This is a genomic window from Acidobacteriota bacterium, from assembly GCA_016208495.1.
Taxonomy (GTDB): Bacteria; Acidobacteriota; Blastocatellia; order Chloracidobacteriales; family Chloracidobacteriaceae; genus JACQXX01.
Map to the genome: position 1 here is coordinate 24,874 of JACQXX010000016.1, position 15,624 is coordinate 40,497.

Annotated in this window: 6 protein-coding genes; 1 reads left to right on the forward strand and 5 read right to left on the reverse strand. The window is 51.3% G+C overall.

Translation table 11 applies throughout. The features are described from left to right. Positions 1–211 precede the first annotated feature (211 nt). On the forward strand, positions 212–3,934 hold the full coding sequence (locus HY774_02510; protein MBI4747330.1) for a response regulator: 3,723 nt from the start codon (positions 212–214) through the stop codon (positions 3,932–3,934). A 135-nt stretch (positions 3,935–4,069) separates the two neighbouring features. Here the strand turns inward: HY774_02510 and HY774_02515 are convergent, their stop codons facing one another. The 5 genes from HY774_02515 to larC form a co-directional block, all read right to left on the reverse strand. Beyond that, positions 4,070–7,948 (reverse strand): GAF domain-containing protein, encoded by a 3,879-nt coding sequence (locus tag HY774_02515; GenBank protein MBI4747331.1) that lies wholly within the window; start codon positions 7,946–7,948, stop codon positions 4,070–4,072. A gap of 586 nt (positions 7,949–8,534) precedes the next feature. After that, a complete protein-coding gene (locus tag HY774_02520) occupies positions 8,535–9,119 on the reverse strand; it encodes a hypothetical protein (protein MBI4747332.1) in 585 nt (194 codons plus the stop codon). Positions 9,120–9,600: 481 nt separating this feature from the next. Next, complete coding sequence (locus HY774_02525; protein ID MBI4747333.1) at positions 9,601–10,110, reverse strand: c-type cytochrome; 510 nt, start codon at positions 10,108–10,110, stop codon at positions 9,601–9,603. A gap of 206 nt (positions 10,111–10,316) precedes the next feature. Continuing rightward, entirely contained in the window at positions 10,317–14,114 is a 3,798-nt protein-coding gene (locus tag HY774_02530) for a GAF domain-containing protein (protein ID MBI4747334.1), read from the reverse strand. Between the two features lie 128 nt (positions 14,115–14,242). Further along, a complete protein-coding gene (larC, locus tag HY774_02535) occupies positions 14,243–15,613 on the reverse strand; it encodes a nickel pincer cofactor biosynthesis protein LarC (GenBank protein ID MBI4747335.1) in 1,371 nt (456 codons plus the stop codon). Positions 15,614–15,624: the final 11 nt, after the last annotated feature.

Sequence of the window (15,624 nt, forward strand, 5' to 3'; positions counted from 1 at the left end):
ACCCGGACGGCTTCCCTCTCTTTTGCCCTCAGCCAAACTCGGTTACAATCCCACCTGCTCTTCAGTGAGATGGGCACCTTCTGATTTTTGACTTCTTGCCTTTCTCTGTTCCCTCACTTGCCCAAAAAATCCTGCAAAATCTTTTGGTTCAGTCTGTTTCTTCCAGTGTACAGCCTGGGTGTGCGGTACCTGGTCTGTCGAGGTTTGAAGTATGTCCCCCGCTCGATTGGCTCGTGACTTTCTGCGTAATGGCTGGCAACCTGGAACACTCATCCTGGGGCTCCTGTTACTTAGCTCGCTTCCAGTGCAGGCACTTGATCGAACGAAAGCCATCACACAATATCGTCAAACAATTTGGACGAAAGAAACTGGGCTCCCCAATAACGCGATCCTCGCCCTGGCGCAAACGGGTGATGGATATCTCTGGTTGGGAACCTTTCAGGGACTGGTCCGGTTTGACGGAGTTCAGTTCACGGTCTTGAACAAAAACACCGTTCCAGAATTCAAAAATAATACCACATGGAAACTGCTGGTCAGTTCGGAGGGCACGCTCTGGGTCGGTACCAACGGCGGCGGGCTCATGGCCTACAAAAATGGCCAGTGGAAAACCTTCACCCCCGAACACGGACTGGCCTCTGAAATCATTTCGGCTTTATTTGAAGATCGCCAGAAACGACTCTGGATTGGCACCCGCAAAGGGTTGAATTATCTGTCCTTAGCGTCACCTGATCAAGGATTCCAACGAGTTGACACCCTGGATGGGAAAGCAGTCTCCGATATTCGGGCGATTGGACAATCCGCTGACGGCACCATTCTCCTGGGCAGCCAGAATACGCTGTTTCAAGTATCTAGCCACACCGGATCGCTGGCATTGACCACCTACCAAACCCTTGAGGGCCAAATCGTCGCGCTCTTTACTGACCGGAAGCAAAATTTCTGGATTGGCACCATCGGGGCCGGAGTGTACCAGGAACGACCCGATCACACCCTGACCCACTTCACCAATGCGAACGGATTCCCAGGTACGGTGGCGTCTGTCTTTTGTGAAGATCGGGACGGAAACCTGTGGATTGGCTCCGCTAAAATTGGATTGGTTCGGATTACGAACGGCACATTTACCACTTTCAGCCACTCAGATGGCCTCTCTGGCGAGGATGTGTCATCTCTCTTTGAAGATCGTGAAGGAAATCTCTGGGTTGGAACCTACCGGGATGGGCTGAATCAGTTCCAAAACGGGAAATTTCTCACCTACACCACCAAAGAAGGGGTATCACACAACCTCATCTGGCAAATTCAGGAAGCCTCAGACCACAGCCTCTGGATCGGGACCAATCAGGGACTCACCCACCTGGCCAACGGCACCCTCACCAGCTTCACCGCGAGTCCTTTTAATTCAACGATCTACAGCATTTTACAGGATCAATCCGGAACCTGGTGGGCTGGAACGCAAAGCAATGGGCTCGTTCAATTTCATCCAGATTCCCCCACCCGCCCACTTGCGACCTTCACGACTCAAACCGGGCTGCCCAGCAATCAGGTTCGGGTTTTGTGTGAAGACACCCAGGGAAATCTCTGGTTGGGGACACCAGCGGGATTGTGCCGCAAAAGTGGAACGACGATTACAACATTCACCACCGAAAATGGCCTCCCCTTAAATGTCATTCTGGCAATTACCTGTGCCAAAGATGGGAGTGTGTGGGTTGGAACCGATGGAGGCGGACTCATCCGGTTTCAAAATGGCCAGTTTACTACCTTCACACGAACAGAAGGTCTTCTAAGCAACGTCATTTTATCGCTGTATGAAGACGTAGACGGAATTATTTGGGTGATTACCAATGCCGGGTTGTGCTATGTGCAGGAAGGCAGACTACGAACTTTGAGTCAGCTTCCTGGCAATCAACCCGAAACACTCCATCAAATGATCGAAGACACCCAGGGAAATTTTTGGATTGGGAGTGGGAATGGAATTCTTCGAGTGAATCGCAAGGCATTGCTCCAGTTTGCTCAGGGGCAAACTTCAAGCGTGGAAACAGCGATTTTCACAGAGTTTGACGGCATGAAAACTGAGGAAACCAATGTCCCAGCCCTAGCCATGAGAGCGTCTGACGGAAGGCTCTGGTTCCCAACCTTGCGCGGAATAGCCATGATTGATCCAGTCAACATACCGATCAATCAAGTACCTCCCACCGTCGTTATGGAAAGCGTCACGGCCAATGGAGAAGTCATGCGCCCAGGCCCAGACGAGCTGGCCCTGGCTTCGTTTCAGAATACCTTTGAAGTGACCTGTTCGATCTTGAGTTTTTCCGCCCCTGAAAAAAATCGCCTCAAGTACCGCCTGGCTGAACTCCAGTCACCGTGGAACGAGGTGCAAGGAAAACGCACCCTTTCTTTTTTCAATATTCCCGCTGGGAAATACACGCTCGAAATTCTGGCCTGTAACAACGATGGCGTATGGAACACACTTCCCAACCGTCTGGCGGTTCACATTCAGACATCCCCCTGGCGTTCGCCCTGGGCAATTCTGGTTTACAGTGGAATTGTAATTGGGCTGATTTTCAGCACCACCCGCTTCCGTACCGGGTACCTGGTTCGACAAAACCAACGGCTTCAAATTCAAGTGGCTGAACGGACTCGAAAACTGGCGGAAACCGCATTTCATTTGTGGCGGCAGCAACAGGAACTGGAGCACCAAAAAAATGTGCTGGCCGAAGCCAACCTGAAACTCCAGGAAATGGACCAGCTCAAAGCGAGCTTTACCGCCATGCTGGCTCATGATTTGAAGTCTCCGCTCAGCGTGGTCAAAACCGCGATTGAACTGTTGCAAATGGAATCTTCGATTGCCGCAGGTCCGCTGGCTTCTCTGCTCGAAGCCTCAGACCGCAGCCTGGATAAAGTCCTGACGTTGATTTCAGAAATGCTCGAAGTGTCACGCGCCGAAGCCCAGGAAATGAAATTGTCCTGTGCTCCGCTGGAAACCGAATCTTTTGTGCGTCAGTGCGTTGAGGATATCCGTGTCAGTGCCCAGACTCGGCGGATTGCCCTCGAAATCCAGCTTGAACCAGGCTTACCGGCCATTTCGGCTGACCGTGGAAAATTGGAGCGCGTCTTTGCCAACTTGCTGTCCAATGCCCTTAAATTTACTCCCAATGGCGGCAAAATTTCAGTTGCAGGCAGTGTCGAATCTGGAACTGGGGTTGAAATCGGTCAGCACTTCCTGAAAATTTCAATCACCGATACCGGCGAAGGGATTCCCGCCGAAGACATTCCGTATTTGTTTGAACCGTATCGGCAATCAAAATCAACCAAAAAGCAGTTGGGTGTCGGTCTCGGGTTGACGATAGTAAGGCGCATCGTGGCAGCGCACGGAGGCAATATCTCAGTTCACAGCCAGTTAGGCGTTGGAACGTGTTTTACGGTGCTCCTGCCGGCTCTCCCGCCTGAAGCATCGTCTCTGGCCGAAGTATCACCGTCATCAGTGGTGACTGAAGATAAATCGTTTGTCTCCGCAGTCCCCAATGCGGCTGATGTCAACTCAATACCGCCCATTTCACCACGTGTTCTGATTGCGGAAGACAATCCGGTCAGTCAAAAAATCCTGGCCGCCCAGGTCAAAAAACTTGGCTATCAGGTCGAAGTCGTCAACAACGGACTCGAAGCCGTCAACGCCTTTGAAACATCGCGATTTGATGCCATTTTGATGGATTGCTATATGCCTGAAATGGATGGATTTACCGCCACTCAGGCTATTCGTCGCAAGAAAAGCCATCGTTCCAACATCAGAATCATTGCACTGACGGCTGAAACAACCGTTGAAACAGTGGAAAAATGTCTGCAAATCGGCATGGATGACTTTTTAGGAAAACCCTTTACCTTTGAGGATTTGAAGGCTTTGTTACAACGGTGGGTGCCAATTGTCGCGACCGAAGAGGGCTGAGAAAACCAGGGCTTGGGGCTCAGGGCTGAAGAACTAGTTTTATTTCATCCCTCATCCCTCATCCCTCATCCCTCATCCCTTTCTGTGCCCCGAGCTTGCGAGTCTTTCTGCCCCAAGCCCTCAGCCCTGGTTTTCTCAGCCCGACGTCTTCAGCCCGCTTTCTTCAGCCCGATATTCTTCTGCCCCATTTTCCTGATACACCAGCGGCAACACGATATGAAAACAACTGCCGTGGCCTTTCCCGATTGATTCGGCCCAGATTCGGCCTCCGTGGGCTTCGACATAACTTTTGGCAATCGCCAGCCCCAGGCCAGTTCCCCGGGCGGAAAATTCAAAGCGGCCCGAAGTATGCGTTGACGGGTCAGGCGTGGTGTAAAACTTCTCGAAGATCTGCTCAATTTCCTCTGGATCAATCCCGATTCCGCTGTCCTTGATCGAAAGGTGAATGGTGTCCAGTTCCTGAACCAGCGTGACCTGAACTTCCCCACCGTCATAGGTAAATTTAATTGCGTTTTGAATGATATTGATCAGGACCAGTTGTATCTTTTCAATGTCGCCAACCAGCGTGATTGATTCAGGAATGTTTTTGAGAAATGTCTGGTTGCGCTGATCGATAAATGGTGACAACTCGACCAGAATTTCCTGAATAGCCGCTGAGAGATCAAACGTGGTGACTTTGAGTGACACGTTCCCTTCATTAATTTTGAGCATTTCCAGAATGTCATTAAATGTAATCACCATGCGATCAATCATCCGCTGGCAAGTCAGCAACGATCTCTTTTGGGCTTTGGTCAAGGGGCCCAAATACTCGTCAAGCAACGCCTCGCTATAGCCTTTGAGCACCGTGAGCGGCGTGCGGATTTCGTGTGAGGTGATAATCAGGAAGTTCGTCTTCATTTGATCGAGTTCCTGCAACCGCCGCGTGACATCGCGTTCCTGGTTATAGAGCCGTTCAAGTTCGCCATAGAGCGCGGCTTTTTCAATCGCAACCGCCGCCTGGTGCGCCAACGATTCAATCAACTGACAATCAGCCTGGGTAAACGGCAATCTTCCAGCCGGACGCCGCACATCAAGCACCCCGACTACTTTCCCGGTGCGTGAAATAATCGGCACATCCATCATGCCCAGGACATCAAATTTCTTGATTAAGGCATGGAAGGCAATTTCGTCTGAATGTTCTGAATCATTGACGAGCATCGGCGTCGCCGTGGCGGCGACCCGACCGGCGACGCCTTCGCCAAACTGGAAGACCAGCGGTTCATCAACCCAATGATCGCGCATCCACAGGCGGCGGAAGACAACCTGTTCACCTTCAATCAACCCAATGCCACCTGGCTCGCCTTCAATTAACTGGGCGCTTTCCTGGGCAATGTTTTGCAAAACAGTGTTCAAATCGAGTGGCAGGTTGATGACCCGAATACTTTCGAGCAAATGCCGCAAACTGGAGATTCGTTCTTCCTGGAGTTGATGCAGGTGGGCAATTCGCTCCTCCTGCAATTGCCGCAAATGGGCGACTTTTTCAGCCTGTCGTCGTCGCAACGCCTGCACACGCCACGAATAAATGGCATAACCGATACCAAAGATCACCCCGGCATAAAAGAAATATGCCCAGATGGTTCGCCACGGGGCTGGCAACACCCGAAAGGTTGCCGTTACCGGTCCGCTGATGTTTCCGGCATAATCCCTGGCCCAAACCTGGAAGGTATAGTTCCCGTCCGGCAGCGAGGTATATTCTTTTTTGGTATCAATTTTCCATTCTGAACGCTGCTCGTCAAAGTTGACCAACTGGGTCTGGTAGCGGGTTTCGGCTTCGCGGAAATAGCTCAGCAGGGCATATTCAAACACCAGATTGTTTTCGTTGTACTCAAAGATCGCGTTCTGGGGCACACCGTTGGGTGACCCCTCAAACAGCTTTCCATTCAACAGTATGCGCTCAATCAGGAGTTGTTTTGGCGAGCGATCAATAAATTCGGTGCCTGGATCCAGCATTGCCGCCCCTTCCAGCGTCCCCGCCCAAATACAGCCATTCCGGTCCACCATGGCCGCCCCTTGATTGCACTCGTTGCTTGGCAGACCGTCATCAGTGGTAAAGGTGTAGAGCGAAAATTCATCTGGATTCCAGGCACGCAGCCTTTTTGGCGTCAGTCTGGCCACGCCCCGATTGGTAAATAAATACATGCGGTGCTGCTGGTCCTGGCAAATCTGGTTGATGGTGTTGTTGGGAAATCCAGGCAGGTTTTGGTCAGAGATGGTCCGCCATTGTAGGCCAGTCGAAGTTGGGTCAAATACGCTGACCCCGCCACCACCAGTGCCAATCCAAAGCGTCCGATGGCCGTCACTCCCCATGGCTTCACACAAACTCCAGACAAAGTTATTGGCCAGACCGGAATTTTGGGTATCAAAGACCGTCCACTGGTTGTTGTGAAATCGCACCAGTCCTTTTCCATCGGTTCCAAGCCAGAGCACCTGTGACCCATCATCGGCTTTGGTGGCAACCAGCACCAGCACCTCGTCACTGGGGAGGCCCGAATTCTGGTGATTCAACACCGTCCAGTTGGTGCCTTTGATGCGAACCACACCGCCCCCAGCCGTCACGACCCAGAGCACGGGTGTCCCGTCAGCGTCCACAGTTTGAGCCAGACTCCACACCAGGTTACTTGGGAGTTTTGAGTTTTCCGTCGTGTAAACAGTCCACTGATTGCCACGCAGGCAGGCCAATCCGCCACCGTTCATGCCCATCCAGATGGCCTGACCACCACCTGGATCCCGACTTTGCAACAGGCAAAGCACTCGATTATTTGGAAGACCGGAATTTTGAGTTGTGAAGCTGGTCCACTGGCCGTTTTCCAGTCGAGCCAGTCCGCCACCAGCCGTTCCCAACCAGAGTACCCGCTGGCCGGTCACGGATTGGGTCTCCAAAAGGCTCAGGATCACATTATTGGCCGTGCCAGCCGTGGCCGGCACGTAGGTGGTCCAGGTTCCCGAGCGCAATCGTGCCAGTCCATTGATCGTTCCAGCCCAGATGGTATAGGCCCCATCCGGTGACACCGATTTGTAAAGGCTCATCACGGCATCATTTGGCAAGGCTGACGTTTGTCGGTTGTAGCTCACCCATCGCCCATTCTGGTATCGCACCAGACCGCTGCCATAACTTCCAACCCACAGGGTGCGGGTTTGATCAGGTTCAATCGTTTCAACCAGTCCCAGGACCCGATTTTTGAGCAATCCAGTCTGCTGGGGATCAAAAACCGTCCACTGGTCATCGTGTATTTTGGCCAGTCCGCCTTCTGCCGTCCCAATCCAAAGTGCCTGTTTTCCAGGTGATTCGGTGGTTTCAAGCAAACTGAGAACCTGATTGTGCGGCAACGGCGACGTGCCGGTGGTAAAAGCCGTCCATTTTCCCTGAGCCAGTCGTGCCAGTCCCCCGCTGGTGCCCACCCACACCACAGCCGAACCATCCACGGCCTTTGTTTTGAGCAAACAGTTGACCGCCTTATGCGGCAAGCCGGAGTTTTCAGGGGTCAGCGTCTTCCACTGATTGTTTTCAAAAGTGGCAAGTCCCCCGCTCGTTCCAACCCACAACACACTGTTCCCAGCCGGCTCCCGAACTTCTTCAAAACAAAACACATTGTCAGTGGGCACGGCTCCGGTTTCTGTCGTGAAAGTTGTCCAGTTACCGTTTTGCAAACGAATCGCCCCATTGCCCGTTGTCCCAAACCAGATGCTGCCATCCGAAGCGGCATACACCGTGCGGACATAGTTGGATCGCATCCGATTGGGCATATTGACCGTCGTCCAGCGATGACCGTTGTAGCAAGTTGCCCCATCCTGGGTGCCAGCCCAGAGATAGCCTTTTTGATCGGTGGTAAGCGATAAAATCGAATTTTGCGGCAACCCATCCTGATTGCTAAAGATGTGCATCCCTGGCCGTCCGCCTGGAAACCCATCTGGTGTTGCTAAAGCGGGCACCTGTCCAGATGGCGCTGGCGGTATCGGTACTGGCGTTGCTGACACAGACCACGACTCACCCCACCAGGAATAGCCCAGCAGGCACAACACCAACATGGGGGGAAGAAGCTGTCGGCGGTCCATAGCGTGTCAAAACTGTGTTGCTTTGAAGGGAAAGGAGCTTATTGAGTGCTTGAAAATGAATTGAGGTGAAGCGTGCCTGACGGGTGCCAGTCCAGATTGACCTCGGCTGGAGTCCAATCAAGGGTGTTCATTCAGTCTTAACAATATGACAAGTTTTGTGTGGAATCCAGGAGTTATTTCATCTGGATAAGTACCGGAGGAGGCAGGGAGGGCAAGAAGACATTCGGATAATAAGAACAACTGATGGGTATCAGCCTGGCGGTTGATACTCAGTTGATGGTTCATTTTTGGTTTCTCAAGCTCGTTTTCAGGGCTTCCCAGGTTATGCCTTCATCAGGGTTTTGCTCATCCTCGGCAATGCGCCGATCTATAGCATTTCAGAAAATGATTTCGTTCAGAGTAACGCCTTCAGGCGTGAGATTTGCCGAGTGGGACGAACGATAAAACCCTCTCGTCTAAAGACGATACTCTGAACATTTTTCTGAAATGCTATATGGCTGTTCAAGCATTATTTACACCCCAGGTACCCAGATGTAACAACTAACATTACATTCTTGTCTCCGTCAGGTCTAAAAGAGAGTAAATATGATCTATCTTCGTCTTCCTTGAGCTTGTTTCGGGGATATGCCGCAATCAATGCCCGGCGGACCTTTTCTTCCAACTGGTTAAATGAAAATCGAAAGAATGGAAGGTTGGGCTTCACGCCCTTTTTGAGCAGTACTTTTTGAAAGATTGAAGTGTCAATCTCAGGAAAACCAACAACCTGTACCCTGGAAATGGTCACTTCCTCAATATCTTGGCGCAATGCTGTATCAAGCAACAAGATGCGTACCTTTTCTTCATCGGTAAATTGCAACTCAGCCTCGACATGGTCATATATTCCAGCAGCCTTCAATTCCTCTACCAGACACTCAATCGGAGCGCTCGTTTGGCCCTCAGGAAAGAGTTTGTCCTCAGGAATGATGTCCGTCCGACTGAAAATATAACGTGAGTGATATTCCGTGTTTGCCTCCACCTTAATGTAGAAAGACGCAGGGTGCTCAGACTGCAACGGATTGCAGCAAAGGATCAGGCACAGAAACAGTCGTAACATTTTTAACCTCCATTATTTGCCTGGTTTACTAAGGGACTGTAAAAATACAACTTCCCGTTTTTATCGAAAGTCACCCGGAGAGATCCAATTTCAGAACAGGAAACCACGAAATACACGAAAAACACGAAAAAGAAATCCAAAGACTTCAATGGGGTCTGAGCTTTTGTCGCTTTGGGCGCTACCACCGGATCATCGCCCCATCCTGCCTCGCGCTCGGATGGGCGCTGGAAGTTCGTTCAGTCTTTTCTCCCGCTGGGTTCCGCTCCCCGCGGTTCCAGCGCCCTCCGGGCGCGAACCTCTCCTGGCTCGAATTCCGGTGGGTGCGCCTCAAAGCAGGCTGCCCACCGGCTACTTTCCACCGCCCATCCGGGCGAAAACCGATTTGATTCGATTAAAGAACCTAAATTCCATCCCCCATTTATGGGGACTTGTACTCAGTTAAATAAACTCAGAACGACTGACGACTGGCTACAAACTGGTATTACTTCAAATTCAGAGCCGGTTTGGTTTGGCCCCGGTGGCAGGTGGTGCAATTGACAATCGGGTTAGGGCCTTTCAGGTTTTTGATGTTCTTTAACTGCTCGTTGTTGATCGTGCTGGTCATTTTGACCATCTCGCGGGCAATCAGCTTTTCCGTTTTATCGTCTTTTTCCCACTGGTCAAGCGTGTGGCAATGGGTGCAATCCACTCCAAGTGCGCGGCTATAGCCCATATTCATCATCACCACCAGTCGCCCGGCAGGGATTCCTTTTAACAATTGAATATTTTTGAAGACTTCCTCTGCCGGTTTGTTTTCCTGGCCAGCAATTTTTTTGAGCAAGTCCTGAACAATCTTTTCCTTATCAATGGTTTTTGCCGGTTCCTGCACAGGAACCGACGGCGGATTTTGCGCGGCAGTCACTGAAAAACTGGTCAAACTTTGGGATTCATTCATAAAGACGAATGCAATCCAGAGAAAAAGACACACGCCAACAACCAGACGTTTGAGCATGGGGTTGGAAACTCCTGCAAGTAATATGTTGTGTGGCCTGGAATTGAATTGTGGGGCTGAACAATGCTCGGGCTCAGGGCCTGGGGCTGCAAACACCAGGGCTTGGGGCTGAAGAAGTTGGGCTCAGGGTATTGAACCCGTTTTTTTCAGCCCCGAGCTTGCGAGTCTTCAGCCCCAAGCCCCATAAGCCCTTAGCCCTGGTTTTCTCAGCCCGACTTCTTCAGCTCAACTTCTTCAGCCCGATGTCTCAAGTCGGTCAGTTCACTGGTCATGGTGTCTGGACGCAGACCAAGGGGAAGCACAATGTGAAAGGTGCTGCCGGTTCCGACTCCGTTTGATTCAGCCCAGATCTGACCGTTGTGGGCTTCGACATAGCTTTTTGCAATTGCCAGCCCAAGCCCTGTCCCGCGGGCTGAAAACTCAAAGCGTCCTGACCGATGCGTCGAAGGATCCCGATTCGTATAAAACTTATCAAAAATGTGGGTCAGGTCCACCGCATCAATCCCAATACCAGAATCCTGGATCAGGATATGAACGGACCCGGCTTCCCGGGTGACAACAACCTGAATTTCACCATGGTCTGGGGTGAACTTAATTGCATTTTGAATGACATTGATCAAGACCAACTCAACTTTTTCGCAGTCTGCCGAGATAGTTAACTGATCAGGGATTTCGACTTTCACCTGTTGTTTGCGTTGCTCAATAAACGTGTTTAACTCAGCCAGCACGTTGCTCACAGCGGTATTCAAATGAAATACTTTCGGTTTGAGCGTCATCTGGCCAGCGTTGATTTTGACCATTTCCAGAATGTCGTTAAAGCTACGAGTCAATCGGTCAACCATCCGGTGACAGGTGGTCACCGACACTCGTTGGGCTTCGGTCAGGGGACCAAGATATTCATCCAGCAATGCCTCGCAATATCCACGCAGGACCGTGAGCGGCGTCCGCATTTCGTGCGAAGTGACAATCATGAAATTGGTCTTCATCTGGTCCAGCTCTTTGAGCTTGCCCGCAAATTCGTGTTCCTGTTTATAGAGCTTTTCGAGTTCGTTCATTGACTCGACAATGACCAGGTTTTTGGCTTCCAGTTCATTTTTCTTTTCTTCAACCACTCCATAGAGTGCCGCATTTTCAAGCGCCACCGCCGCCTGATTGGCCAGAGATTCGACCAGTTGCCGATCATTGTCGCTAAAGGGTGGGGATCCTGCCCGATGACGGATATCAAGCACTCCCACCACCTGACCATCACGTGACACAATCGGCACCTCCATCATTCCTTCGACCTGGTAGACATCAAGCGTCTCAGGTTGGGTGATATATGGTGAGTGGCGCGGATCATCCACAATCATGGTTTGTTTCGTCTCGGCAACTCGACCGGCAACCCCTTCACCGATTTTGAACGTGAGCAGGCTATCTTCCCAGTGGTCGGTGGCCCAGAGACGGTGAAACCGAACCTCGTCTCCTTCGAGTAAGCCAATCCCTCCCGGTTCGCCACCTACCAGCCGGGCGCTTTCTTCGACGATATTTTGCAAAACAATTGTCAGGTCAAGCTTGGAATTGATCAGCCGAATACTTTCCAGCAATTGCCGCATGCCCTGTAATCGTTCTTCGTGAATCTGAGACAGATATTCGACCCGCTGTTGCTGAAGCTGGCGCAGATGTTCCAGTTTTTGCTCCTGCAACTGTTGCAAATGGGCAATGCGCTGTTCTTCGCGGAGCCGCAATCCACGAATCCGCAGCAGGTAACCGCCGTAAATACTACCGCTCACCAGGAAAATTCCAGCCAGTTGAAACCACCAGGCATTCCAAAACGGAGGCTTGATGGTGAATTCAATCGTGGAAACCTGGCTCCACACCCCAGAAGCCGCTTTGGCTTTGACCAGAAACCGATAGTCACCCGGCATCAAATTGGCATAGCGGGCAATCCGGTTGGCTGTTTCCAGAGACCAGGTACTGTCAAGACCTTCAAGTTGATAGCTGTAGCGAATCGCGGTTTCATCCGTGAACGACAAACACAAAAATTCGAAAGAAACGTCATTTTGATGATGAGAGAGTACCGGCAACCGAAACCGGGTCGCCTCAGTTTGTGAGATGAGCTGAACCGGCTTTTCTTCAACCAGCACCGGTGCCAGTGCCAATCGTGGGATCATGGCTCGCGCAACATCAAGTGCCGTTTGGTATCGCACCACGCCTTCGCCAGTGCCAAACCAAATGGTTCCATCACGCCGCCGGAGGGCCAGCCCAAACCCAATATCATCACTGGCTAACCCATCTTTGGTCGAATAATTGCGGAAAGTTTGGCCATCATACGCCGAAATCCCACGGGTAGTGCCAATCCATAACTTTCCATCACCGCTCACAATTGCCCGCACGGCATTACTGGGCAACCCGTCATTGGTGGTAAAGCTGGTAAAGGTCGTGCCCACCAGCCGGGATAAGCCACCATCCGTTCCGACCCAGAGGGTGCCAGTCGGATCAAAATAGGCATATTGCGCCCGATTTCCAGGCAAGCCCTGTCCAATCCGGTAGTGTGAAAACTGGGTTCCATCAAAATGGCTCAACCCTTTGTCAGAGGAAATCCAAATGGAACCATCCGGCCCACGAGTCAAAGTATTGATCGGATTTTGGAGCAATCCCTGGTTCGTTGTCATCAAGGAAAATTTCTGGCCGTCATACACGGCAATTCCGTTGCTGGTGGTTGGATAGGAGCCAAACCAGATTCGGCCTTGTTGATCTTCGCTGATGGCAGTCACGCGTTCGCGTAATCCCATTTGCTGACGAGTGAACGTCTGAGTTTTTTGACCATCCAGACAGGTAACGCCGTTGTACCCGCCAACCCAGATGCGGCGATGTGAATCAGCAAACAGCGACCAGAGTGTTTCTTCAAGCAAGCCTTCCTTGATTCCCAAATGCCGGGTGGCGCCGGTTTTTGGGTTTAGCGCAAATAATCCGTTGGTGGCGGTGGCAATCCACACCTGTTCATCCGGGGTTTCAGCAATTCCCGTAATCCGCCCATCACCAAGACCATGGGCGGCAGTATAGCTGGCAAACACTTCGCTGCTAAATCGAAAGGCTCCGTTTGACTGAGTCCCAAACCAGAGATTCCCTTCGTAATCTTCAAGCACCGCTGTCAACATATCGTTCGGAATCCCATTGGCCCGATCAAAGATTTTGACGCCATCTGGATCAATTCGATTGATTCCACCGCCAAACATTGCGCACCAAATGCGATGATATCGGTCAATCAGAATCTTGCCGGCTTGAGGGCTGTTGAGCCCGTCTTTGGTGGTGTAGGTGCGAAATGTGGTTCCATCAAAAAAGCAGGGGCCGCCGTTGGTGGCAAACCAAACCCCACCAAACGGGTCAATATCAACATCAAACGCACTCTCTCCGGGCAGCCCGTCAGCCAGGGTATATACTGTCGCCGTGGTGCCGTTAAATTTTCCGACTCCTCCGCCACGAGTCACAAACCAGACTGTTCCAGCCGAATCCTGGGCCAAACTCCAGATAGGCCAGTTGGGGAGCCCGGCTTCTTTCCCGAAATGGACAAACCGTTGGCCATCAAAGTGGCTTAACCCGGCGGCGGTACCCAGCCAAAGACTTCCATCTGGTGACTCCAACCCCGAGTAGACATGATCATCCAGCAACCCTTGAGCCGTGGTGTAGTTCGTAAATTTTCCCTGCTCAAAACAACTCAGGCCGCGCATGGTACAAAACCACAGGCGGCCTTTTCGATCCTCAAAGATAGTCCGAACGCTACTATCCGCCAGTCCTTGTTGAACGCCAAACGTCGTGAAATTGGCGCCATCATAGCGACAGGCACCGCTGTCAGTCCCAAACCAGATATAGCCCTGGCGATCCTGATACAGGCAATAAATAGTATTCCCTGGCAACCCCATGCTGGCGGTGTAGGACGTAAAGCGGTAAATCTGCGCAACTGTCTTGTCAGGCGACAAGAGCCCAATCACAAACGCACAGATGAGCAGAAGTCCATTCCAACGCATAAGGATAATCAAATCAGAATGAAGAATCCTTTTAGTGGTTAGTGGTTAGTGGTTAGAAATCAATACTTTCGAAGAAGAACCAAGAACCAAGAACCAAGAACTAACCACTAGCTACTAGCCACTAGCCACTAACCACTAACCACTTCTTCATTCTTCATTCCCAAAAAGGCAGTCAGGGCGGCTGATTGCACAACCATCAACGGAACCTGAGCTTCCAGCGCCTGCCGGTGACAATCGTCATATTCAGGCATCGCTTTCAGCACTTTTCCATTCGACATCGCAACTTTCATCCGAATCGGTCCAAATTCAGTCTCAACCGTAAGTATCTGACGATCCAGAATCTGCCGGTCAACCTTGTAAGAGCGAACACCAAGGGTGGTTGTCTCACGCAGCACCAATCCCGTCAATTCTTTCACAAGATGATCCTGGCACAGCACGGTTAACAAAGTGCCAGGACGGTTTTTCTTCATTTGAACTGGTGTGTAAAAAACATCAAGCGCGCCCTGAGTCAACAACAAATTCATCACATGGCCAAAGACCTGGGGGTTCATATCGTCTATGTTGGCTTCGAGTACTGTGATGGATGACGCCAGGGCCCGAGCAGTAGGGTGGACAATCGGATGAACTGATTTTGATTCCTCCGTTTGGCCGACCATCAGCCGTAACATATTGGGAAACCGTGGGAAATCGCGACCGCCAGCTCCATATCCAATTTTTTCAGGTGTGAAATTTGGGATTCGTGAGTAGTGAGAACACAAAGTCGTCACAATCGCTGCCCCGGTTGGCGTCACAAATTCACCTTCGATATCGAGCGAATAAATTGGGACGCCTTTGAGCAGTTCGGCAGTGCCCGGCGCCGGGATTGGATAGCGTCCGTGGGCACACTTGACAAAACCGAAGCCAACCTGGAGCGGAGAGGCCACAAACTGCTCAATTTCAAGAAGTTCAAAACCAATACATGCCCCAACAATATCAATAATGGCATCAACCGCACCGACTTCATGAAAATGCACCTGAGCCGGAGACACACCGTGAACCTTGCCTTCAGCTTCGGCAAGCCGCCCAAAAATGGCTTTGGCCTGCTGAGTAACCCACGTGGAAAGTCCAGCGTTGTCAATCAGATGATGAATATCGGCGACGGTTCGATGGGCGTGAACATCAGCCTGAACCTGACCATGAGTCGCCTGGATGTGGTCGGCAGGGATATGGGAATGTTCGTGATGTGAGTGATCGTGGGAATGGGTTCCGGTGGACTCGTGATGGTGATGACTGGTATCAAGCGGTGCTGGTTTTTCGAGTTGGCCATTGATCGTGACATCAAATTTGACTCCGGAAATCTGGGCTCGCGAAACAGATTGAACCGACAACTCATAGTCGCCAAGATCCAGCTTGCGCAGCTCCCGTTCAAGCACTTCAAAATCAACCCCGAGATGCAGGAGCGCCCCGATGGTCATATCTCCGCTGGCACCGGCAAAGCAATCAAAGTAAAGTGTTTTCATGGGATTTTGAA

Excerpts from the sequence above, each read along its gene's own strand:
- HY774_02510 (MBI4747330.1), top strand. The coding sequence starts at position 212 with ATGTCCCCCGCTCGATTGGCTCGTGACTTTCTGCGTAATGGCTGGCAA.
- HY774_02520 (MBI4747332.1), bottom strand. The coding sequence starts at position 9,119 with ATGTTACGACTGTTTCTGTGCCTGATCCTTTGCTGCAATCCGTTGCAG.
- HY774_02525 (MBI4747333.1), bottom strand. The coding sequence starts at position 10,110 with ATGCTCAAACGTCTGGTTGTTGGCGTGTGTCTTTTTCTCTGGATTGCA.
- HY774_02530 (MBI4747334.1), bottom strand. The coding sequence starts at position 14,114 with ATGCGTTGGAATGGACTTCTGCTCATCTGTGCGTTTGTGATTGGGCTC.
- larC (MBI4747335.1), bottom strand. The coding sequence starts at position 15,613 with ATGAAAACACTTTACTTTGATTGCTTTGCCGGTGCCAGCGGAGATATG.